This window comes from Streptomyces sp. NPDC003077 (genome assembly GCF_040611095.1).
Classification (GTDB): domain Bacteria; phylum Actinomycetota; class Actinomycetes; order Streptomycetales; family Streptomycetaceae; genus Streptomyces.
In genome coordinates this window covers 72983-95060 of record NZ_JBEXNM010000004.1, presented here as the reverse complement: position 1 = coordinate 95060, position 22078 = coordinate 72983, and the positions used below count along the sequence as shown (strand labels likewise).

Here is a 22078-nt window from a genome sequence, read left to right as displayed (position 1 = left end):
ACGCGGGTCGGTGGTGGTCGTCAGCGCAGGCGGAGCGCCTTCATCGCGCGCAGGCTGCGGGTCATGAAGGCCGCGTACCGCTCGTCGTCCATCCCGAAGGACGGCGCGAGGGGCAGCAGCCTCTGCTGGGCGATCGTCTGCGCCTCGGTGTACTTCAGGATGCCCTCGGCGCCGTGCCGGCGGCCGAGGCCGGAGTCGCCCATGCCGCCCATGGGCGCCTGGACGCTGCCGTACCCGGCCGCGTACGACTCGTTGATGTTGACCGTGCCGGTACGGAGCCGGGCGGCGAGTTCCCGGCCGCGGCGGGCGTCCCTGGTCCAGACGCTGGAGTTCAGCCCGTACGGGGTGGCGTTGGCGAGGGCCACCGCCTCGTCCTCGTCGCTGAAGCGATAGATCGACACGACCGGCCCGAAGGTCTCCTCCTCACAGACGGCCATCGGGGCCTGGACGCCCTCCAGGATGGTGGGCTCGTAGAAGAGCGGACCGATGTCGGGGCGCGCCCGGCCGCCCGCGACGAGCCGGGCCCCCTTGGCGACGGCCTCGTCCACGTGCCGCGTCACCGTCTCCAACTGCCGCTCGCCCACGAGCGATCCCATGTCCGCGCCGTACGCGAGGGCGCCGCCCAGCCGCATCGCCTTGGTACGGGCCGCGAACCGCCGGACGAAGTCGTCGGCGACGGACTCGTGCACATACAGGCGCTCGATGGAGACGCACAGTTGACCCGCGGAGGAGAAGCAGCCGCGCACCGCGCCGTACGCGGCCTTCTCCACGTCGGCGTCACGCAGCACCAACATGGGGTTCTTGCCGCCCAGTTCGAGGGACGCGCCGATCAGGCGGGCGGCGGCGCCCTGGGCGACCTCGCGGCCGGTCCGGGTGGACCCGGTGAACGAGACGTAGTCGGCGTGCGCGACGACGGCCGGGCCGATCACCGGCCCGTCCCCGAGCACCACCTGCCAGACGTCCTCCGGCAGCCCGGCCTCGATCAGCCGCTCGCGCGCCCACAGGGCGGTGAGCGCGGTCTCCGTGTCGGGCTTCATGACGACGGCGTTGCCCGCGGCGAAGGCCGGCAGCGCGTCCCCCACGGAGAGCTCGAAGGGGTAGTTCCACGGCGCTATCTGACCGACGACGCCCCGGGGCTGCCGCAGTTCGACCACTTTGGTGAGCGTCGGGACCACACCGGTGTGCCCCTTGGGCCGCAGGTACGCGGGGGCCTTGCGCCCGTAGTGGCGGGCCGCGACGGCGACCGCCTGGATCTCCTCGTGCGCGTGCAACCGCGCCTTGCCGGTCTCCAGCTGGATCAGGTCCAGCACCTCCGCCTGCCGCTCCAGCACCAGGTCGTGGAAGCGCAGCAGCACCGCGGCCCGTTCCTTGACAGGCGTCCGCTCCCAGCGGCGCTGCGCCTGCCGGGCGCGTTCGAAGGCGAGGGTGACGTCCCCCGGGGTGGACTCGGGCAGGTCCGCCAGCTTCGCTCCGGTGAAGGGGCAATGGTTGGCGGTCCGTCCGCCGCCGACGACACCCCGGGTGAGGCGCGCGACGAGTTCCGGGGTGACCACGTCGGCGGCGGTGCGGGTGCCCGGAACGGTCGGCGCGACCGGATTCCCGCCGACCGGCGTGGTGCCCGTGGTGGCGGCGGCTGTTCCCGTGTCCTGCGAGTCCGTCATGACGGCGAGCGTAGGCCCAAGCGAGCGCGTTGGGTACCCGTCAGTAACGAGATTTCCGTGCGGGCGGCAATATTGCCAGTGATCGCTGGCTGTACGGGGGTTGGCCTGGGGGTTGTCGGGGGAGGTGGGGCGAGCAGTGGGCTGTTGTGGTGGGGAGGTGATCGGGGTGCTCGCCATCAGGGAACGCGTTACCGGGGCACGCGCCACCAGGGGGACGACTCCGGGGCACGCGCCACTAGAGGACGCGCCTCCAGGGCACGCGCCACCAGAGGACGCGTCCCCGAACGCGCGCCACCACGGGCACAACTCCGGGGCACGCACCACCAGAAGACGCGTCCCCGGAACACGCGACACCAAGGGCACAACTCCGGGGCGCGCACCACCAGAGGACGCGTCCCCCGAACACGCGCCACCAGGGGAACAACTCCGGGGCGCGCACCACTAGAAGACGCACCCCCGGAACACGCGCCACCAAAGGGCACGTCTCCAGCCCTCGCGCCACTAGAGGACGCGCCTCCGGGGCACGCACCACCAGAAGACGCACCCCGGGCCACGCGTCACCAGGGCGCCCGGGAAGGCGCCTCCGAGGACGACGATGCCGGAGGCCCCGTCACCGAGGACGACGGAACCGAGGGCCGCGGAGGGCGGTCGCCGTGGTCGTCGTCCGAGGCGGCGATCAGGGCGGCCACTCCGGCGCCCAGCCCCGCCAGCGCCGCGACCAGCAGGCCCACGAGCAGGGCGGTGCGCAGCCGGCCCGTGCGCGGGCGGGCCGCGGCGGCCAGGGCGCGGTCGGCTATCGCCTCCGCGAGCGGCGCCCCGTGCGCCCGGCCCGCGCCGTTCGCCTTCCCCTCCGCGCGCCTCTCGGCATCCCCTTCCGCGTCCGCCTCCGCCTGTCCCTCATCGCCGTCCTTGCGGGTCGCGTCCTCAGGGGCGGGCGGTTCGGGCACCCGTCCGTACCGCAGGTAGGCACGCAGCATCCACTCGGCGCCCGCGAGGTTCGTCCGCCGGTCCGGGTCCCGTTCCAGCAGCCCTCGGACGACGCCGAGCAGCGGACGGACGGCCTCAGGGAACGCGATCTCGTCGTGCGTGACCGCTTGCAGCACGCCGGCCAGGGAGTCCCGCCCGAAGGGGGTCCGGCCGCTCAGCGCCGCGCACAGCAGCACCCCGAGCGACCACAGGTCCGCTTCCGGCCCCGAGCCCCGGCCAGCGATCAGTTCGGGCGCGACGTATTCGGGCGAGCCGACGAACCCGCCGGTCTCGGTGAGCGTCGCGGCCCCCGACAACTGCGCGACACCGAAGTCCGTGAGGACGACCCGGTTCGTACCCGATTCCAGAAGGACGTTGGCGGGCCTGAGGTCCCGGTGCAGCACCCCGCGGGCGTGGGCCACCCGCAGGGCCCCGATCAGCGCCAGGCCGATCCTGGCCGCCTCGCGGGGCGCGACGGGGCCACCGGTCGCCAGCCGGTCGGCGAGCGACCCGCCGGCCACGTACTCCATGACGATCCAGGGGCGTTCGTCCTGCTCCACGACGTCGTGCACGACGATGACGTTCGGGTGCTTGATCCGTGCGACGGTGCGCGCCTCCCGCATCGTCCGCTCGCGTCGCACGTGGAACCGGAGGCGGGCGTGCGTTCCGGGGCGGGCGGGGCCGTCGTCGTCCGGCGCTTCCAAGTGCAGTTCCTTGACGGCCACCTGGCGGCCAAGGAGTTCGTCGGTGGCCAGCCAGACCGTTCCCATGCCACCGCGTCCGAGCCGCTCGCGCAGGCGGTAGCGGCCGACGATGAGCCGGCCTCCGCCCCCGAAGCTCCCCATGGGGCCATCTTGCCCCAGGGTCCTCGCAGCGGAGGGCGGGGCACCACAACCTTTGGCCAGGGCTCCCCGATCGGGCTCGAAGAGCCACGGCGCACACGACCGCGTTCCCGAAAGCGAACGCCCGGCCCGCGGATCCGCCGGGTCCGCGCACGCGGTGACGGAACCCCGGCCCCGTCCGCCACCGTCCTTACTCATCGAGTCGAGTTCGCCGCACGAAAGGGTCGCGGGGCCGCAGGAGGGGGCGGACGCCCATCGGTGGCTTTCGGCGGGCCGTCGACGGTGCGGGAAGGCTGTGGCGCGGGGACGCGGCGCGCGCCGTCGCGCGCGACCGTGACCGTTGGGGCCACGCTGCGGATCGGGGAGACGGCATGGTGATGCAGGACGACGGAACGGTGGAGGTCCGGCCGGAACCCCACCCCGGCCGCGCCGCGGCCCGGCACAGCGGCGCGTACATACGGGCGGGCGTCGCGCTGCTCCTGTATGGAGCGGCACTGGGTGCGTGGGCCCTGTATGACGTCCTCCACGCGGACCTGGGCGTCGGGGACTTCCTGGAAGGACTGTTCAACCCGCTCGCCGCACTGGGACCCCTGTTGTTCGGGCCGCACGCGTGGGCGCTGACCGTCGCGACGGCGGCCGTGGGCGGGCTGCTGCTGGCGCGGCGGCGGGCGGCGCGCACCGCCGCGCTGCTGCTCGGGGCGGTCCTGCTGGCCCTGTCGCTGCGGGAGGGCGTCGGTCTGCTGCACGAGACGTACCGGACGGGCTACGCCGCCGATCCGCTGGGTGGTTGGTACCTCGCCACCCGGGTCTTGGAGCTGGTCGCCTCAGTGGTGGTGCTGTTCGCGCTCGTTCCCGCCGGCGAGCGCCCCGCCCCGGGGCCGCCGGGCGCCACCGGTGCCTCCCGGTGGCACCACCGGATCTCCCGGGTCTGCGGCGTGCTGTTCCTGATCATGGGCGTGCTCGTGCTGGCGTGGACGGCGTGGGGGCCGGCCGCCGGCCGCGGCGCGGTGGGCGGCTACCTCCGCGGCCTGGTGGACGCCTCCGCGCGCGAGGTCCCCTTCGGCACGGACCTCGCGGGCTCCCCGGAGTTCCGCACGGTGACCTCGGTGGTGGCGCTGCTCGTCCTGGGGTTCCTGGCGTGCCGCGCCCGGGCCGACGTGCGCGGGGCGCTGCTGCTCCTCGCGGCAACGCGGCTCTACCTGACCGTTCAGATGGTGGTGCTGCTGGCGGTGACCGGTTCCTTCGACGCCTCGCTGCGGACCGCCGAGAGCACGTTGTCGCTGATGACCACGGCGTACGAGCTGGTGGCCAGCACCTCCGTCGTCATCCTGGCGACCGGGCCCCGGTTCAGCGCGTACGACGCCCGGTGGGCGGCACGGCCCACGGCGGGGCTTCCGGGGCGGGGCGGGCAGCCCTGATGGGGCGTGCGCTTCCCTATGGGGGGCGGCTTCGTCTGTTCTCCTGGGGTGGCGACCAGGTCGTGAGCCCAGGATGCGGGCTCGTTCGGAAGGTGCGCGGCGTCGCTACGCCGTGAGCGGGGCCGCGGCCTCGTCCACCGCCGTCGTCACGTCCGGGTAGACCTCGAACAGGCGGCGCACGCCCAGCGCGGCCAGCACCCGGTTGACGTGCGAGCCGTCCACCGCGCCCTGGGCGGGCAGGATGAGCCGCAACCGGCCCTGGCAGGAGCGCATGAGGCGGCGGGCGGCGATGAGCACGCCGACGCCGCTGGAGTCGCAGAACTGAACCTCGGAAAGGTCGAGCACCACGCTGCGCCGGCCGTCCGCGACCGCGTCGTGCACGTGCTGGCGCACGGCCGGGGACGTCAGCAGGTCCATCTCGCCGGACACCCGCAGGACGGCCCAGCGGCCCTGTTCGGCCTCTGCCACCTTCAACGACACGCGCTCGAAGCCTTTCGTTCGCTTGCGGTCCGGATGCCTCCTCGAACTGTCCGGAACCAACTCTCCTCGCTCGACTGCCCGGCCGCTCCTCACCGAAACCCGTCCGGGGCCGGTCCGGGAACGATCCGCGAGGCGTTCCGGCGGCGGGCCGCTGCTCGCCAAGGCTATGCCCAAGTTCGGGCTTCTTTTCCTCTCGTCCGATCACACCCGGGTAACACCTGGCCGGAATTGGGCATCAACGGTCTACAGAGGTCACCGCAACCAGACCACCACACCGGAAAGTGACGACCGCTATACCATCCGCAGCCATCCCCCGCGCACAGATTGCCACAAAGGGCGCGCACTGTCGGACCCCCCGTCTACATTCGGAGGCACGGTGGAGAGCTATGGCGGTTTGCACTGCGGCAAGACGGCGAGGGATGGGAGCCTGATGGGCAACGACGCACCACCGCGCTGGGACAGGCGGATGCAGCAACGGCTCGCCCGCGGCGAGGCGGCGGCCCTCGGGGAGCTGTACGACCGCTTCGCTTCGCTTGTGCACAGCCTCGCGCACCGCGTACTCGCCGACGAGCACGCCGCCGACCGCGTCACCCGCGAGGTCTTCGGCTACATCTGGGAGAACCCGGACTCCTTCGACCCCAAGCAGGGCTCGCTGCGCTCGTGGGTCGCCACCCTCACGCACCGCCAAGCCGTCCACCGGCTGCGCCAGTCGGAGGCCGCCTCGGCGCTCCACCACGGTCCGGACGCCCCCGGTCCCGACGTCATGGAACGCAAGATCCGCGAGGCGTCCACCGCCGCCCGCGCCGACTACATCGTGACCTCCATGCCCGCGCCCCTGCGCGCCGCTCTGGAGCTGGCCTACTTCCAGCGCCGCGACTACCGCCAGGCCGCCGCCGACCTGGGCGTCACGGAGGACGAGGCCCGTCGCCGGCTCCGCCTGGGCCTGCAACTGCTCTCCACGGCGCACAACCACCAGGCCCCCGCTCCCGCGCCCTCCCCCCTGGCCGCGAGAAAGCCGGACCCGCCGGGACGGGAGCTCCCCGGCGGGCGGTCCGCCACGGTCGACCCCCCGTCCTCCGGCCCCGGTCGCGGGCGGTCGCTGTGAACCGCCCGGAGGACTGGGACGGTTACGGCCCGCACGAGGACAGAGACCCCTACGGCGATCCGTACGGTGACCCCTACGGCACCGAGCGCGACGGCGGCGCTCGGCGCCCGAAGGACACCGGCCCCCACGACACGGGCCCGCCGGGGCAGCGCGACCACGACGACGGGCACGAACCGCACGACCACGACGCGCCCCGAGGTGAAACCCCTTACGGGCTCGGCCCCCACGGCCCGGCCGCCCGGCCCCGCATCCCCGCTCCCCGCCCCGCCGCCGAGGACCGCGGCCCGCTGCCCGACCTGCCGCCCCGCGCCACGCCGCGGAACGGGCCCGCGCCCCGCCCACCGGAGAAGGCCGCTCCCCCGTCGTCTCCCGAGCCCGCCTTCCGCCCGGAGGCGGACCCCGCGCCGGCCGACCCGCCCGCCGCGTTGCCCGCTCCCCCGCACAAGGTGCTCAAGTCCTTGCTGGGCGCCTGGGCGCTGGCCGCGTGTTCCCCCGAGGAGACGGAGGCCGTCGAGGCGCACCTCACCGACTGCGCCGCCTGCGCCGACGAGGCCCTGCGGCTGCGCGACGCGGTGGGGCTGCTGCGCCCGCCCGCCCCGCTCGACCTCGACCCGTTGCTGCGCTCGCGCGTGCTGGAGGGCTGCCTCGGCCGCCGTCCGGCCCGTATCCCCGTCCCCGAGTGGGCGACGCCGTACGACGCCGAGACCGCGCGGCTGGACGCGCTGCTGAGCGACATGGGCGAGGCGGAGTGGCGGGCGCCGGTGCTGCTGCGCTGGTTCGAGGGCGAGCGGCCGGTCGAGCGCCGGACGACGGTCGCCGGGGTCATCGGCCACCTCATGGCGGTGGACGGCCTGGTCGCCACCGCCCTCGGGCTCGCCGACCCCCTGGGCGACGCGGCGCCGCGCGCCCCCGCCTCCCCCACCGCCCGTACGGAGGCCTTCTGGCGGTCCGTGCCTGAGGGCCGCGGCGCACGCGCCGCACGCGCCCCGTGGCGGAAGCAGTCCCACACCCTCATCACCACGGCGTCCTTCGCCGGCCGCGGGGTGGCCGAGCTGGACGTGGCCTACGGCGAAGCCGCGCTACCGCTGCGCGACTCGTTCCTGGACCGTGCCTTCGAGTGCTGGATGCACGCGGGCGACATCGCCGACGCGGTGGACTATCCGTACGAGCCACCCGCCGCCGGCCACCTGAGCAGCATGGTCGACCTGGCCGCCCGCCTGCTGCCCGGCGCGCTGGCCGACCGGCGCCGCACCGGACTGGCCGCCCCGCCCCGGTACCTGGTGGAGGCCGGTGCCCCGGGCCGGTGCCTGCACCTGGAGGTCGAGGGCAGTGGCGGCGGGCACTGGTACATAGCCCTGGACTCCCCGGCCGCCCGGGGGACGCCGGACCGGGCGGTGGCGCACATCGCGCTGGACAGCGTCGAGTTCTGCCAGCTCGCGGCCGGGCACGTCTCGCCCGAGGAGGCCGCCGCGGGACAGGACGGCGAGCGCGAGGCCATCCGCGAGGTGCTGTTCGCGACGGCGTCGCTGTCCCGGTTGTGAGGGACGGGCCGGACCCGGCCGCCCCTGGGGGTGGTCGGGTCCTTCCGGGTGCCCCTTGAGCGGCGGTCGGCCTTCCGGCTTCCTCAGGGGCTTCTCCGGCTGCCCTTCAAGCCTTCAAGAGGCCGCGCCACGGGTTCCGGGCCTTCCCGCACACCCGCGCACAAGCCCCGCGCCGCGCGCCCGGCGGCTCAGGGTCTGGCTCTGGACCAGGCTCAGGCTCAGGCTCTGGCTCAGGCGAAGACGACCGTACGGGTCCCGTTCAGGAGCACCCGCCGCTCGCTGTGCCACTTGACCGCACGGGCCAGGGCCTGGCACTCCACGTCCCGGCCGACCGCCACGAGCTGGTCGGGGCTCAGGCCGTGGCCCACCCGCTCGACCTCCTGCTCGATGATCGGGCCCTCGTCGAGGTCCGCCGTCACGTAGTGGGCGGTGGCGCCGATGAGCTTCACGCCGCGCGCGTGCGCCTGGTGGTAGGGCTTGGCGCCCTTGAAGCTCGGCAGGAAGGAGTGGTGGATGTTGATGATCCGGCCGGACAGCGCCTTGCACAGGTCGTCGGAGAGCACCTGCATGTAGCGGGCGAGCACGACGAGCTCGACGTTCTCCTCCTCGACGAGCTCCAGCAGCCGCGCCTCGGCCGCCGCCTTCGTGTCCTTCGTCACCGGGATGTGGTGGAAGGGGATGTCGTACGAGCCGACCAGCTCGGCGAAGTCCTGGTGGTTGGAGACCACGGCCGCGATCTCGATCGGCAGCGCGCCGATGCGGGACCGGAAGAGCAGGTCGTTCAGGCAGTGCCCGAACTTGGACACCATCAGGACGACGCGCATCCGCTCGTCCGCCCGGTGGATCTGCCAGTCCATCTGGAAGGAGCCGCCGACCGCGGCGAAGCTGGCCCGCAGCTTCTCCAGGTCGACCGACGCCTCCGCCGCGAAGTGCACCCGCATGAAGAACAGGCCGGTGTCCTGGTCCCCGAACTGCTGGCTGTCCACGATGTTGCAGCCGGTCATGAACAGGTAACTGGACACGGCGTGCACGATGCCCTGCTTGTCGGGGCAGGACAGGGTCAGGACGTACTGGTCGGGGGTGCTGGGGTGCGACTGGCTCATGACCTCATAGGGTCGCACATCATCCGGCCCTCTCGCCCCGCGTGCCCGCCGGGCACCCGCCGCCGGGCGGTCCCGGTCACACCCGGACCGTCATCCCCCGGGTCATCATGGCCAGCACGTTCAGCGGCACGGGCGGTACGTCCGGGTTGTCGCCGTCCGACGTGGCCATCCGCACGTGGGCGTCCCGTGCCGCCCGTACGGCCTCCGGCCAGCCGGGATGCTCCAGGTAGCTCGTCACCGGGGCGTCCGCGCCGACCTGGTGCATGATCCGGAGCACCTGGAGGACGGCCGCGTCCACCAGGGAGGCTTCCTGGGAGTCCCGGAAGATCGTTCCGACGTACTTCTCCGCCGACCAGTTGTCCAGCCAGGTGTCCTCGACGAGCCGGTAGACCGCGTCCGTCACGTCCCCGTAGCCGGGGCGGCCCGTCAGCCAGGTCTCCTGCTGGAAGACGGGGTCGGACAGCATGTGCAGCGCCGACCGCACGGTGCAGCGCCAGCGCCACCACGGCATGTCGTTGAGCGGCATGCCGCCCATGGTGCTGGAGCGACGGCCGCGACGGGAAGAGTTCTCCGAACCTTGCACAGTATTCGATCGTACGTTCTTCGCTGCCGATCTTCAGCGAACCCTGAAGATCGGCGGAGCGTCGGTGGGTGACCGATCCGAAGATCGGTGGTACAGGGAGCGCCGGGCCGGCCCGCTCGCGTCCCCGATCCGCGGCTCACGACCGCCCGGACCGGCTCACAACTGTTCCGGTCGGCGTTCGGTCAGGCCGTACCTCTTGGCGATCGGGTTCCACAGTGCCGCCGCCTCGCGCTTGGCCTTCGTCGCCTCGCCGCTGGCCGTGTTGCCCTTGGCCGTCTCCTTGGTGCCGCGGGCCTTGCCCTTGTGGCAGCCCTTCTTGCCCGCCACCTGACCGGCCCAGGCCGCGTAATGGTTGTCGGCCGACGCGGAGGACTTCCAGGCGGCGGTGAGCGAGGCGCTCAGCCGCGAACCGCCGGGAAGCTTGTCGACGGGCAGCTTCCCGAGACGGGTCACCAGGTCGTTGCGCTGCCCGGCCGCGCCCCGGAGGTCCTTCGCCGCGCCCTTGAGGTTGTCGCAGCCCCGGATGTCCTTGACGGCGTTGACGACGGCGGCGCGGCTGCTGCCGCTGTCCGCGAGCAGCGCGTCCAGCGCCTTGGCCTGCTCCGCCACGGGGTCGGCGGTCGGCTTCGGCTCGTTCGTGGGCTTGTCGGCCGCCGGGACGGACGCGGAGGGCGTGCCGGCGGGGCTCTGGGGCTTGGCCGTGGGTTCCTCGTCGCCGCCGCTGAGCGCCCAGCCCACGCCGAGCCCCGCTCCGGCCAGCGCCACGACGGCGGCACCGATCACCACGGCGCGTGCCGGGCGCCGCCGCCGGCCGCCGTCGTCCGGGGCGTCGTACGGCGGGTCGTCGCGGCGGCCCGCCCAGGGGCCGTCCGGCTGCGGGCCCAAGTCGTCGAAGACCGGCAGCCGCTGCGTGGAGTCGGCCACCGGCGGGGCGGGCGGGGCCGGGCTGGCCCCTGCCGCGCCCGAGCGGAAGAGCCCGTCGAACTCGGCGGGCGTCCGGCGATCGGCCGGAGCCCCTGCGGGGCCGCCGAAAGGCGCGCCGGGCGGCGGGGTGGGGGTGCCGCCACCCGGGACGGGCGGGAGGACCTGCGTCTCCTCGGACGGGGAGGCCGCGGGGGCGCCCGGCTGCGGGGCGGAGGGTGCCTGCCGCGGCTGCGGCTGTCCTGCGGGCCGGGCCGGTGACTGCTTCACCGGGCGCAGCAACTGCGTGGACTCGTCCGGGGTTTCGGGCCGGGAGGCGGGGGACGGCAGCGGCGCGTGGGCGTTCGCGGCGAAGCCGGGGTGGCTGTCGCCGTGCGGCGGGAGCGCCTGGCCACCGGGGAAAGACGGGTGGCCGCCGTGCGTGCCGTCGTCGGGTCTGTGGGGGGCGGACGGGCCGTCCGGGGTGCCCGGCTTGGTCAGGTGCTCCGGCCGGCCTCGGTGCTGCCCGCTGCCCTGCTGCTTCCGCGTCCCGCTCTCGCCCCGGTACGGGGTGATGAGCTGCGTGCTGTCATCGATGGCGGCGGGGGGCAACGGCGCGGCAGCGTGCGGCCCTGCTGGAGATCCGATGGCTGGACCGGCGGCGTGTGGACCGGCGGCCTGCGGCGCCCCGGGGGCGAGCGGCGCGCCGTGGCCGTCCGTTCCGGGCCAGGCGGGCGGTGCGGCGTGTCCCGGTTGTCCGTTCTGCCGGTACCCAGGGTGGGCTCCGTCCGGTGTGGCGAACCCGCCCTGCTGCCCGGACGCGCCTCCGAGCGTGCCCGGCGCTCCCTCGGTGCGGGGCCCTGCCTGCGGCGCCCCTGGGGCCTCGGTCCGCGAGCTGATGGGCGCCAGCAGCCGCGTCTCCTCCGATGCCCCGGCGGCCGGTGGCAACGGCACCCCGGCCGCGGGTGTGGCAGGCGGGAGCTGGCCGCCCGGTCCGTACGCGGCCTGCGCGGGCTGTCCGTGCGGGGGGAGGTCCAGCGGGCCGGGCTGCCCGTGCGCGGGTATGGGCTGCTGCCCGGTGGCGTATGTCGCGGGCGGTGGCGTCAGGCCCGGTCCGGCGGGCTGAGCGGAGCCATACGTCTGCTGATCGGAGCCGTACGTCTGCTGTCCGGCTCCGTACGCTTGCCGACCGCCTTCGTACGTCTGCTGCTCGGCTCCGTACGCGTGCTGCCCGGTTTCGTACGCGTACTGACCATGGCTCTGCGACTGCCCCGGAAACGTCCCCGGCCCGGCGAACGATCCCTGCCGCGGGCCCGCATGCGCACCCTGATCCGGCCCCTGAACCTGTCCCGGAAATTGCCCGGACCCGGCCCCGTAGGGGAGCGGCTGCTCCTGTCCGTGCGCCGGCTGCGCCGGTGGCCACGCCCCTCCCCAAGGCTGTCCCGCCGACGGCGCGCTGTGGGGGGCGGGGGGCTGCGCGGCGCCGCCCGTGGGCAGCGCGACGCCCTCTGGTGCGGGTCCACCCGCAGCATTCTGAGGGTCGTTGCCCTGACCGCTCTGCGTCACCGGGACTCCTACTATCTGCGGACTTACGGAATCGTCGGGTCACGCTACCGGTTCGTCCGCAGGTTCGACGAAGGCGCCTGGTCACACCGGACGATCGTCCGCCGTGACCAGGACACCCCTCCTCCGCCGCCGCACTCGTCCCCCGCACTCGCCCCCTCCACTCGCGACCGGCCGCCGGACCGGCGCTCTTCGGCACGCCGCTTCCCCTCCCCCGGCGTGCCCCGAGCCCGTCGATCCGGGCCCCTAGGGGAAAGCCGTTCCCCTAGGGGAAATCCGGCCCCCTAGGGGAGCGGCATCTACGCGGCGGCCGGCCGCAGCCCGACCCGTGTGCCGAACTCCCGTACCACCGGCTCGTCCCGGTAGGGCTCCAAGCGGTGGTGGAGGTCCTCCAGGTACTCCGCGCCGCGGTTGGAGCGCAGCCCGCTCAGCAACTCCACGGCCTGCGTGCCCGTATGGCAGGCCTGCTCGATCTCGCGTTGCTGCACCTGCGCGCTGGCCAGCAGCACCAGCCCGATCGCGCGGCGGCGCGCCCGCCCCTCCGGGTGCCCGTCCAGCGCCTCCTGGGCGCGCTGGCGGGCCGCCAGCGCCTGGCCCAGGTCCCGGTGACAGTGGGCCAGTTCGTCGGCCAGATAGGCGCGGTCGAAGTGCGCGATCCACGACGGGTCGTCGCCCTTCTCCGTCGCCCCGTCGGCCCGCTCCATCGCCCCGACGGCGCGGCCCGCCACCGTCTGGAAGGCGCGGGCGTCCCCCATCAGCGCGTGCCCGCGCGCCTCCGCGGCGAAGAACATGGCCTCGGCCCGAGGCGGCACCTGCCCCCGCGCGCCCTCCTGCGCGGCCCTCGCGAGCTGCGCGATCTCCCGCGGGTTGCCGAGCGAGGCGGCCAGGTGGCTCATGCTGGCGGCCAGCACGTAGCCGCCGAACCCGCGGTCGCCCGCCGCCTGCGCCAGCCGCAGCGCCTGGATGTAGTACCGCTGCGCCAGCCCCGGCTGGCCCGTGTCGACGGCCATGTAGCCGCCGAGTTCCGTCAACCGCGCGACGGACGCGAACAGTTCCCGCCCCACGGACTCCCTGTAGGAGCCCGCCAGCAAGCCCGAAACCACACTGTTGAGGTAATGCACGACCACCGGGCGGACATGGCCACTGCCATAGCGGTGGTCCAGTTCGCACAGCGCCGTCGTCATCGCCCGTACGGCCTCGACGTCCGACATTCCGACCCGGGCCCCGGCGCTCCGCGCGACCTGCGGATCGGTGCCGGTGATGAGCCAGTCGCGGCTGGGCTCCACCAGGGCCGAGGCCGCCACCGTCGAACCGCTCAGGAAATCGCGCCGCCCGACGTCACTGCGCCACAACTCACATACTTGTTCGATCGCGCCGAGAACCGTCGGCGAGAACTGCAAGCCCACCCCGGACGCCAGGTTCTTGCCGTCCGCCATGCCGATCTCGTCGATGGTGACCGTGCGCCCGAGCTTCCGCCCCAAAGCCTCCGCGATGATGGCGGGGGCCCGGCCGCGCGGCTGCTGACCGCGCAGCCAGCGGGCGACCGAGGTCTTGTCGTAGCGCAGGTCGAGGCCGTGCTCGGCACCGCACATGTTCACGCGGCGGGCCAGCCCGGCGTTGGAGCAGGCGGCTTCCTGGATGAGCGCCTGCAACCGTTCGTTCGGTTGCCGCGCGACGAGCGGCCTGGCGGCCATGCTGCACCCCCTGTTAGTGCTGCGCGTTCACCGGCGAACGCCGTTCCCACTGCTCAATTCCCCAAGTAATCCCCGATATCCCTGTTTCACAAGAGTTTTCAGGAGCTGCGGGTCGATTCCCGACGCATTCCGAGGACAACCATGTTTTCCGCGACACCGGAATATCTGCGCTATTACGGATATGCGCTCCGCCCGGTGATACGTGACGGACATATGCTTATGGGGAATTGGCGACGGCGTGCCGTGCTCGCGTGCTGCTCGCGGCGCCCGCCCGGGACCGGCCCCGCCGTTTCCGGGGTCGTCGCGGTGCCGGTCGGGCCCCCGCCGGGCGGCCTCTCCGCCCGTCACGCAGGTGGCTACCCGCTCCCGTGCCGTAGCCGCACACGCGCCCCCGGACATGCATCCATGCGCCCTGCGGGCCGAAGCGGTGCGCCGGGTACGTCACCCACTCGGCCGTAACCCTTGGTGACGAGGCAAGTTGTCATCAACGTGGAAGAGACCATTGGAGTCACAGGAGCCACGCTGATCCCCAAGCAGCGCGGCGAGCAGCTCATCGACGCTGCGGCGCGTTACGCGGAAGAGCGGCATTGGGACGTCTTCCCCGGCGCATGGCTGTACGAGGACGGCGAACGCCCGCGCTGCTCGTGCGGCGCCCCCGACTGCGCCGCGCCGGGCGCGCACCCGCTCGCCCCCGACTGGGCCGGGCTGGCCACCGGCAGCGCGACGGCCGCCCGCCGCATGTGGACCAAACAGCCGCGCGCGTCGATCCTGCTCCCTACAGGGCGCACGTTCGACGCCCTCGACGTCCCCGAGACGGCGGGCTGCCTGGCGCTGGCCCGTATGGAGCGCATGAGCCTCCCTCTGGGGCCCGTCACCCGTACTCCCGACCGCCGCATGCTCTTCCTCGTCCTGCCCGGAGCGGTGGCGAAGCTCCCGGGTCTGGTGCGGAACCTGGGCTGGCCGCCGGCCGCGCTCGACCTGATCGCCCGCGGCGAAGGCGACTGGATCGCGGCGCCGCCGACCCGTGTGGGCCCGCACGGCTCGGTGCAGTGGGCCCGCCGCCCCACACCGGCCAACCGCTGGCTGCCCGACGCGGACGAGCTCATCAGCCCGCTCGCCTACGCCTGCGGCCGGGAGACAGCGGCGGCGCGCGGGCGCTGAACGACCGGCCCCAGGGCCCGTCGCCGAAGTGACGCTCCGTAGAGGGCGCCGCTTCGATGGCGGGCCTTCTTCGTGCACGGCGCACATGCCGTCCGCGCCCGGTCCTGCCGACGGCCTTCCTCGCGTTCACCGTCGCCACCTGCGACTTCGCCATCTCGGAGCCCGGCCGCTCCGGACCCCCACCCGTATCGTGGGACGACGGACGGGGGCGAGACCGGTCCCCGTATGGACACGGAAGGGCAGGACCGGTGACCAACCAGCCAGGGCACGACGACCAGCGAGCCGCGACGGCTCCGCTCGGGGGCGGTTCGGACGCGCCAAGGGGGACACCCCACGACGCGTCTGTGGGGGGCACGGCCGGTGGCCCGACCGCCGTACGCGTCCAGGGGCTGTGGAAGAAGTTCGGCGAGCAGGTCGCCGTCGCGGGCATCGACCTGACGCTCCCCGCGGGCCGGTTCATCGGCCTCGTCGGGCCGAACGGAGCGGGCAAGACCACCACCCTGTCGATGGTGACCGGCCTGCTGCGCCCCGACGCCGGGGTGGTCGAGATCGGCGGGCACGACGTCTGGCGCGACCCCGTCGCCGTCAAGTCCCGCATCGGCGTGCTCCCTGAGGGACTGCGCCTCTTCGAGCGCCTCTCAGGGCGCGAACTCCTCGCCTACATAGGGCGGCTGCGCGGCCTGCCTGGTGACGAGGTCGACAAGCGGGCCGACCAGTTGCTGGAGGTGCTGGACCTGTCCGGCGCGCAGCGCAAACTCGTCGTCGACTACTCCACCGGCATGCGCAAGAAGATCGGCCTGGCCGCGGCGCTGCTGCACAACCCGGAAATCCTCTTCCTGGACGAGCCGTTCGAGGGCGTGGACCCGGTGTCGGCGCAGACCATCCGCGGCGTTCTGGAGCGGTACACCGCGTCCGGCGCGACCGTCATCTTCTCCAGCCACGTCATGGAGCTGGTGGAGTCGCTGTGCGACTGGGTGGCGGTGATGGCCGGTGGCCGCATCCGGGCGGACGGCCCGCTCGCGGACGTACGCGGGGACGCCACCACCCTCCAGGACGCGTTCCTCGAACTCGTCGGCGCGGGCGACCGCACGGCCGGCGACAGCCTGGACTGGCTCGGCGGCGGCGCCCGATGACCGCCACCGCACGCACCGGCACCGCGAGCACCGCCTCTCCGGCCGCCTCCTTGGTGCCGGTCTTCGTACGACTCAAGCTCTCTTTGCTGCGCAACGGGCTGCGCCAGTCCGCCGGTCGCACCGCGGCGTACGTGGCGGGCCTCGTGATGGCGCTCCTGTGCGCGGCGGGCGTGCTGCTGGCGCTGATCGCGCTGCGCGGCGTGGAGCACGCCGGCGCGCTGGGCGTCCTGTTGGCCGCGCTGCTGACCCTGGGGTGGGCGGGCATGCCGCTGTTCTTCCCCGGGGGCGACGAGACGCTGGACCCCACGCGGCTGGTGATGCTGCCGCTGCGGCCCCGTTCGCTGACCGGCGCGCTGCTGGTGGCCTCGTTGATCGGCATCGGCCCGCTGTTCACGCTGGCCCTGGCGGTCGGTTCGGTGATCCTGGTGGCCCATGGGGCCGCCGCCGCGGTCGCCGGCATCCTGGCCGTCGTCCTGCTGCTCCTGATCTGCGTGGCGCTGGCCCGCGGCGTGGCCACCGCCAACGTGCGGCTGCTGACCAGCCGCCGGGGCCGCGACCTGGCCGTACTGAGCGGCCTGATCGTCGCGTTCGCCGCCCAGGGCGTCAACATCGGCGTCCAGAAACTGGCTCGTCCGGACGGGCTGTCGGTCCTGGAACCGGTTGCGGACGTGCTGCGCTGGATCCCGCCCGCCTCCGCGATCGACGCCGTCGACGCGGCCGGTACGGGCGCCTACGGGCGCGCGGCACTGGGCCTGGGGCTCGCCGCGCTGGCGCTCGTCCTGCTCCTGTGGTGGTGGCAGCGCACCCTCACGACCGTGATGACCTCGCCCGACTCCTCCACCCTGCAGGCCGTCGAGAAGGACAGCGGACGCGATTCCGCCCGCGCCACCAGGAAGGGCGGCGGGGCCACACGCCTCCTCCCGGAGGGGCGCACCGGCACGGTCATGCTGCGGACCCTGCGGTACGCGTGGCGGGACCCGAAATCCAAGATGTCCTGGGCCACGGCGCTCGGCGTCGGCCTGCTGGTCCCGGTGATCTCCTTCATCCAGGGCGGCGGCAGCATCTACACGGCGTTCTCGGCCTCGGCGCTGCTCGGCATGCAGATGTACAACCAGTTCGGGCAGGACACCTCCGCCTTCTGGATGGTGGCCTCCACCATCGCCACACCGCGCGACGCCTACCTGGAGCTGCGGGGGCGCGCCCTGGCGCTGGTGCTGGTCGCCTTCCCGTACACGACGCTGGTGACGGTCGGCACCGCCGCCCTCGTCGGCCCGTGGTCGGCGTTCGCCGAGGTGTACGGGCTGTCGCTGGCGCTGCTCGGCACACTCATCGCCACCGGCGCGCTGGCCTCGGTGTTCTTCCCCTACTCGATTCCGTCCGAGGGCAACAAGAACGTCGCCCCGGGCCAGGGCGCCATCGCGTGGTTCAGCCTGCTGGGCGGCTTCCTGGTGGCCGCGGCCTTCGCCGCCCCCCTGCTCGCGCTGACGCTCTTCCTGCACCTGGCCGACATGGGCGGGCTGTTGTGGGTGCTGCTGCCGGTGGGCGCGGCGTACGGGTTCGGCGCCGCGCTGCTGGGCATGCGGCTGGCGGCGCCACGGGTCGCGGCACGACTGCCGGAGATCTTGACGGCGGTGAGCAAGGGGTGAGGTGAACGGGGGCGGGGCGACGCCGCTGCCCCGATGCCGCTGCCCCGGATTCGATTCGGCTGCCGGCGGCTTCCCGCGTCACGTCATGGCACGGCACGTCATGGCACGTCGCCTCGTCTCGCGTCGCGGCACTGCATCACATCGCACTGCATCGCACCGCGTCCCACCGCATCGCATCGCCCGCGGAAGGTCCCGTTCACGGGGCTTTTCGCGGGCGATGTCGCATGTGGAGGCCCATCGAGCGCCTGCGGCGGCCCTTGTCTCCGACCGGTGACATGCCGGAGGTACCGCCGACCGCCGGGGGAGCCGATCGATGACGCCGGGGAGAGCTGATCGATGACTGCCGCTGGTGGCGCTCATCGGTGAAGCCGCTCAACCCGGCATCGGTGAGCCCTCTCACCCGGCCGAATCCACCACCGATCGCTGAAGTCCCGACGGGACGAACGCGACCGGCGCGACCGGCCGGCAAAGCGGCACGCCAAGGCCGAAGCAGCCGTTGGCGGTTGGGATCAAGCCGTTGAGCTGCCGCGACCCGAGAATCGCGTGCTCGCGGGGCGAGTTATCCACAGGCTGCGCACGCGTGTGGGCAGGCGCGATAGCGTCGGGTCGAAGTTTTGATCGAAGGGGGTGGCAGCGGTGCTGCGAACGGGGACGGTACTGCTGGCCGGGTGGCTGCTGACACTGTGCGGGACCGACCTGGCCTCGACGCTGCAAAGCGAGACGCGTCCCCCCGAGGCTTCCGACGCGACGCTGACCCGCCTGCTGGCGCTCGCCGCCGGGCCGCTCCTCGTCCTCACGGCCACGTTCCTGCTGCTCCGCCGCCGCAGCCGGCTGCGTGACCTGGCCGCACCGTTCGCCCTGCCCCGCTCGGTGTTCGCCGCCGCGCGCCAGGCGGACGCCGCGGCGCTGCGGGAGCAGGCCGCCGAGGAGGTTGCCCGGCTCGCGCAGGAGGCCCGTGCCCCGCACACCGAACCGGCCCGCGCGCAGTCGGCGCTGGCGTCCTGCTCGACGGCCGAGACCGTGCTGGGCCAAGCCCGTGGCATACCCGACCTCGCGGGTGTGTTCGCCCTGGTCTCCGAGGGCCGCGCAGCGCTCGCCCGGACACCCGACGCGCTCCCGCTGTGCTTCTTCCACCCGCTCCACGGCCCGGCCCTCCGCCGCGTTCCGTGGCGTCCGTCCGCCGACCGCGATCACATACGCGTGGCCGCGTGCGACGGGTGCCTCCGCGCCCTGCGCGGACGGCGGACGCCGCAAGTCCTCGTCGACCGGCTGGACGGCGCCGAGGTCCCGTACTACACGGTCCCGCCCGAGCGGAGCCTGTGGTCGGCCACCGGCTACGGCTCCCTGCTCACCGGCGAGTCCCTGACCACCCGTATCCGGCGGGAAGGCCTCACCCACGGCAGGAGATGAGCCCCAGCGGCCGACCACCGGCCGGGTACCCGGCTCAGGTCGGTATCACCGCCTGGAGGAAGGGCTCGACGATGCGGCGCCACTCCTCGGGCTGCTCCCAGGGGAGCCAGTGGCCGGCGTCCGCGATCTCCGCGTAGGCGCCCTGCGGCAGCACACGGACCATCTCCTGCGCCTCGGCCCGGCCGAGCTCGCCGTCCAGCCCACGGACCACCACCGTCGGGCACCGCACCTGCGCCAGGTCGTCCCAGTGGGCGTCGTGCACCCACGCGTCCCGGGCGCTGAGCATCTGGCGCCGGGAGAAGACGGGCCGCCACCCGTCGGCGCGCTCGGCCATCACCTCGGCGAAGAACTCGCCACGGGCGGGCCGGGGGCGTTCCAGGGTGGGATCGTCCTCGCCGAACCACTTGCGGACGTCCGCGAGCGTGGCGAAGGGCACCGGCCAGGAGCGGAACCAGTCCGCCCACTCCCGCTGGGAGGCCGCGCCCAGGGCGGAGGCCCGCATGTCGCAGATGACCAGCGCGCTGACCAGTTCCGGCCGGGAGGCGGCGAGCTGCCAGGCGGTGAGCGCGCCCATGGAGTGGCCGACCACGGCGGCCGGCGCCAGTTCGAGCTGTTCGATGACGGCGACCGCGTCATCGACGTACGTCTTGCGGTCGAACGGCCCGTCCGCCGGCTTCTCGCTGCGGCCGTGGCCGCGCTGGTCCAGGCCGACCGGCCGGTACCGGGCGCCGAGCCAGCGGGCGGTGTCCGCCCAGTGTGCGGCGCGGCCCATGAGGCCGTGCAGCAGCAGCACGCCCGGCTTCCGCCCGTTGTGCTGCCAGCCCTCGCCCTCGCCCTTGGGCGGGTCGGTGAACTCCCAGGCCGCGAGCCGTATGCCGTCGGCTCCCGTCACGTCGATGCGCCGCACCATATGCCCTGGCACCCCCACTCATCCTTCGAGCAGCCCCACATTATCGAACAGACATTCGCATGGACCCGAAAAGCAACGTTCCTGCGCCCAATACCGCTCGTTCGAGTGACCGCCACGCAGGATTGACGATGCACGCCGAGGGGAGACAGCTACGGGGAGGCTGGCTCCACCGGGAAGGGAGCTTGCCGCCCCAAGACCCTGAGAGCTCGGGGCTCCGGGTCTTGACGGGGGGACATGGGGAGGCGGGGCCCCGGCAGCTCGCAGCGCCGGGGCCCTCGTTGTCGCCCAGAGCCTTACCGCCGCCCGCGCGCCTCCGCCGGGCCCGACCGCTTCTGACGGCAGACCGGCCCAAGCCGACAGCCACGGCGCCCGAGCCCCAGTCGGCACCCACGGCCCTGCGGCCTCGTCCGGCACACACGGCTCCCGGGCAACGTCCAGCGCCCGCGGCCTCTCGAACCGAGTCGGCGCCCACAGCGTCTCGAACCGCGTCGGCGCCCTCAGCCCCCGGGCCTCGTCCGGCGGCCGGGATTCCTCGAAACAGGTCGGCGCCCGCCGCCCCCGCGGCCCATCCGGCACCCACGCCCTTCCGGACCGGAACGGAATCCCCCGGCCACCCTCGCGGGCGGCTACGCGCACAGCTCCTGGCGGCGTCGACACGGCCTCGCGGAGTGACTGGCTCCGTCGTCTCCCACGGCCCTCGGAGTCCGGCCGCCGCCCGAAGCCCGCCCTCGAAGCGGCAGAGCGGGGGCGTACCGAGCGCCCCCGGGGCCGGGCCCGGGGTCACCGGCGGCGAATGCGGTACCGGACTCCGTGGATGCACCCCGAGCCCCCTCCCCGACCTGCGGGAAAGGCGGCAGCCTCGTCCAGCCTCGCACGTCTCAAGCCGCTCAGCCCCAGGTCTTCAGCGCAACACGTCATGGCTCGCGTACGGATGCGTCAGCGCCAGCCTGGCACGCCACCGGCCCCGCCGCTCGTGTTCCGCCAACTCCGTTCGAACGGAGTAAAAGCGGACTCCCTGGGACGAGCCGACGGGGCCGGGTTCACATGCTGGTCAGGGCCCTGGCGGGGCCCACAAGCGGAGCGTCAGCGCTTGGCCACGAAAACGTGCGAGGCGATGTCGGTCGCCAGCTCGGCGGCCTCGCCGCTGCTGCCGACGAGCACCCCCGCCGGGGACTCCGTGACGCTCACCACGGCGCCCGGCTGCACGCCCGCCCTGCGGAGGGTGTACATCAGCTGCGCGTCCGCCTGGATCGGCTCGCCGATCCGGCGCACGACGACCGTCTTGCCGTCCGCTCCCGCGTCCAGATCGGAGAGGCTGACCATCCCGGCGTCGAGGAACGGATCGACCTCGGCCTTCTGGCCCAGCTCCTCCAGGCCGGGGATGGGGTTGCCGTACGGCGACTCCGTCGGATGGCGGAGCAGCTCCAGGACGCGGCGCTCGACCGCCTCGCTCATGACGTGCTCCCAGCGGCACGCCTCGGCGTGCACCTGCTCCCATTCGAGCCCGATGACGTCCACGAGCAGGCACTCGGCGAGGCGGTGCTTGCGCATGACGCGGGTCGCCAGCCGGCGGCCCTCCTCGGTCAGCTCCAGGTGGCGGTCGCCCGCGACCGTCAGGAGGCCGTCCCGTTCCATGCGCGCCACCGTCTGACTGACGGTGGGGCCGCTCTGCTCCAGCCGCTCGGCGATCCGGGCGCGCATGGGCACCACACCTTCCTCCTCCAGTTCGAGGATGGTGCGGAGATACATCTCCGTGGTGTCGATCAGTCCGGACATGCGTGCCCCTTGATGAGTCGTGCGGTGGCCCTGCATTCAATTCTGACGCATCCCACTGACAACGCGGCCGTCCCGGCGCCGTGCGCCGCCCGGGGAACGGGGCACGGTCGGCGCGCCGACCCGCACCGTCGCTCCCCCACGCGCCTCCCGGAAGGGGCCACCGCCACGTCTCTCCGGGAGATCACT

Annotated in this window: 16 protein-coding genes; 7 read left to right on the top strand and 9 right to left on the bottom strand. The window is 73.6% G+C overall.

Annotated features, from left to right (window positions below; genetic code table 11):
* Nucleotides 1-20: 20 nt before the first annotated feature.
* Nucleotides 21-1661 carry a succinic semialdehyde dehydrogenase gene (locus ABZX96_RS04420; RefSeq protein ID WP_355537632.1) on the bottom strand — a complete coding sequence of 547 codons (1641 nt, stop codon included), beginning with the start codon at nt 1659-1661 and terminating at the stop codon, nt 21-23.
* A gap of 557 nt (nt 1662-2218) precedes the next feature.
* Complete coding sequence (locus ABZX96_RS04415) at nt 2219-3472, bottom strand: serine/threonine-protein kinase (RefSeq protein WP_355537629.1); 1254 nt, start codon at nt 3470-3472, stop codon at nt 2219-2221.
* A 368-nt stretch (nt 3473-3840) separates the two neighbouring features.
* On the opposite strand from ABZX96_RS04415, the gene ABZX96_RS04410 reads away from it, so the two are divergent.
* Complete coding sequence (locus ABZX96_RS04410; RefSeq protein ID WP_355537626.1) at nt 3841-4887, top strand: hypothetical protein; 1047 nt, start codon at nt 3841-3843, stop codon at nt 4885-4887.
* A 105-nt stretch (nt 4888-4992) separates the two neighbouring features.
* Here the strand turns inward: ABZX96_RS04410 and ABZX96_RS04405 are convergent, their stop codons facing one another.
* Nucleotides 4993-5367: an STAS domain-containing protein gene (locus ABZX96_RS04405; protein ID WP_355537623.1), complete on the bottom strand. Its 375-nt coding sequence runs from the start codon at nt 5365-5367 to the stop codon at nt 4993-4995.
* A gap of 430 nt (nt 5368-5797) precedes the next feature.
* On the opposite strand from ABZX96_RS04405, the gene ABZX96_RS04400 reads away from it, so the two are divergent.
* Nucleotides 5798-6472 carry a sigma-70 family RNA polymerase sigma factor gene (locus tag ABZX96_RS04400; protein ID WP_355537620.1) on the top strand — a complete coding sequence of 225 codons (675 nt, stop codon included), beginning with the start codon at nt 5798-5800 and terminating at the stop codon, nt 6470-6472.
* 248 nt (nt 6473-6720) lie between these two features.
* A complete protein-coding gene (locus tag ABZX96_RS04395; protein WP_355538029.1) occupies nt 6721-8013 on the top strand; it encodes a zf-HC2 domain-containing protein in 1293 nt (430 codons plus the stop codon).
* A 230-nt stretch (nt 8014-8243) separates the two neighbouring features.
* Here the strand turns inward: ABZX96_RS04395 and purU are convergent, their stop codons facing one another.
* The 4 genes from purU to ABZX96_RS04375 all read right to left on the bottom strand — a co-directional run bounded on the left by purU (nt 8244) and on the right by ABZX96_RS04375 (nt 13856).
* Nucleotides 8244-9116, bottom strand: coding sequence for a formyltetrahydrofolate deformylase (gene purU, locus ABZX96_RS04390; protein ID WP_355537617.1), 873 nt, complete (start codon nt 9114-9116; stop codon nt 8244-8246).
* A gap of 76 nt (nt 9117-9192) precedes the next feature.
* Nucleotides 9193-9642 (bottom strand): hypothetical protein, encoded by a 450-nt coding sequence (locus ABZX96_RS04385; protein ID WP_355537614.1) that lies wholly within the window; start codon nt 9640-9642, stop codon nt 9193-9195.
* Between the two features lie 213 nt (nt 9643-9855).
* Nucleotides 9856-11211, bottom strand: a complete 1356-nt coding sequence (locus tag ABZX96_RS04380) for a hypothetical protein (protein ID WP_355537611.1) — start codon at nt 11209-11211, stop codon at nt 9856-9858.
* 1250 nt (nt 11212-12461) lie between these two features.
* Complete coding sequence (locus tag ABZX96_RS04375) at nt 12462-13856, bottom strand: transcriptional regulator (protein ID WP_355537608.1); 1395 nt, start codon at nt 13854-13856, stop codon at nt 12462-12464.
* 489 nt (nt 13857-14345) lie between these two features.
* Here ABZX96_RS04375 and ABZX96_RS04370 point away from each other — a divergent pair, with 489 nt between their 5' ends.
* The 4 genes from ABZX96_RS04370 (at nt 14346) to ABZX96_RS04355 (ending at nt 19206) form a co-directional block, all read left to right on the top strand.
* Complete coding sequence (locus tag ABZX96_RS04370) at nt 14346-15017, top strand: bifunctional DNA primase/polymerase (protein WP_355537605.1); 672 nt, start codon at nt 14346-14348, stop codon at nt 15015-15017.
* Nucleotides 15018-15361: 344 nt separating this feature from the next.
* Complete coding sequence (locus ABZX96_RS04365; protein WP_355538026.1) at nt 15362-16150, top strand: ABC transporter ATP-binding protein; 789 nt, start codon at nt 15362-15364, stop codon at nt 16148-16150.
* Nucleotides 16147-17796: a transporter gene (locus ABZX96_RS04360; RefSeq protein WP_355537602.1), complete on the top strand. Its 1650-nt coding sequence runs from the start codon at nt 16147-16149 to the stop codon at nt 17794-17796. Before ABZX96_RS04365 ends, ABZX96_RS04360 begins: the two co-directional genes overlap by 4 nt.
* Nucleotides 17797-18423: 627 nt before the next feature.
* The gene (locus ABZX96_RS04355) at nt 18424-19206 is read left to right on the top strand and encodes a hypothetical protein (RefSeq protein WP_355537599.1); all 783 of its coding nucleotides are present in this window, start codon (nt 18424-18426) and stop codon (nt 19204-19206) included.
* A 34-nt stretch (nt 19207-19240) separates the two neighbouring features.
* Here the strand turns inward: ABZX96_RS04355 and ABZX96_RS04350 are convergent, their stop codons facing one another.
* Complete coding sequence (locus ABZX96_RS04350; RefSeq protein ID WP_355538023.1) at nt 19241-20116, bottom strand: alpha/beta hydrolase; 876 nt, start codon at nt 20114-20116, stop codon at nt 19241-19243.
* 1083 nt (nt 20117-21199) lie between these two features.
* On the bottom strand, nt 21200-21892 hold the full coding sequence (locus ABZX96_RS04345) for a metal-dependent transcriptional regulator (protein WP_355537596.1): 693 nt from the start codon (nt 21890-21892) through the stop codon (nt 21200-21202).
* Between the last annotated feature and the right edge of the window lie 186 nt (nt 21893-22078).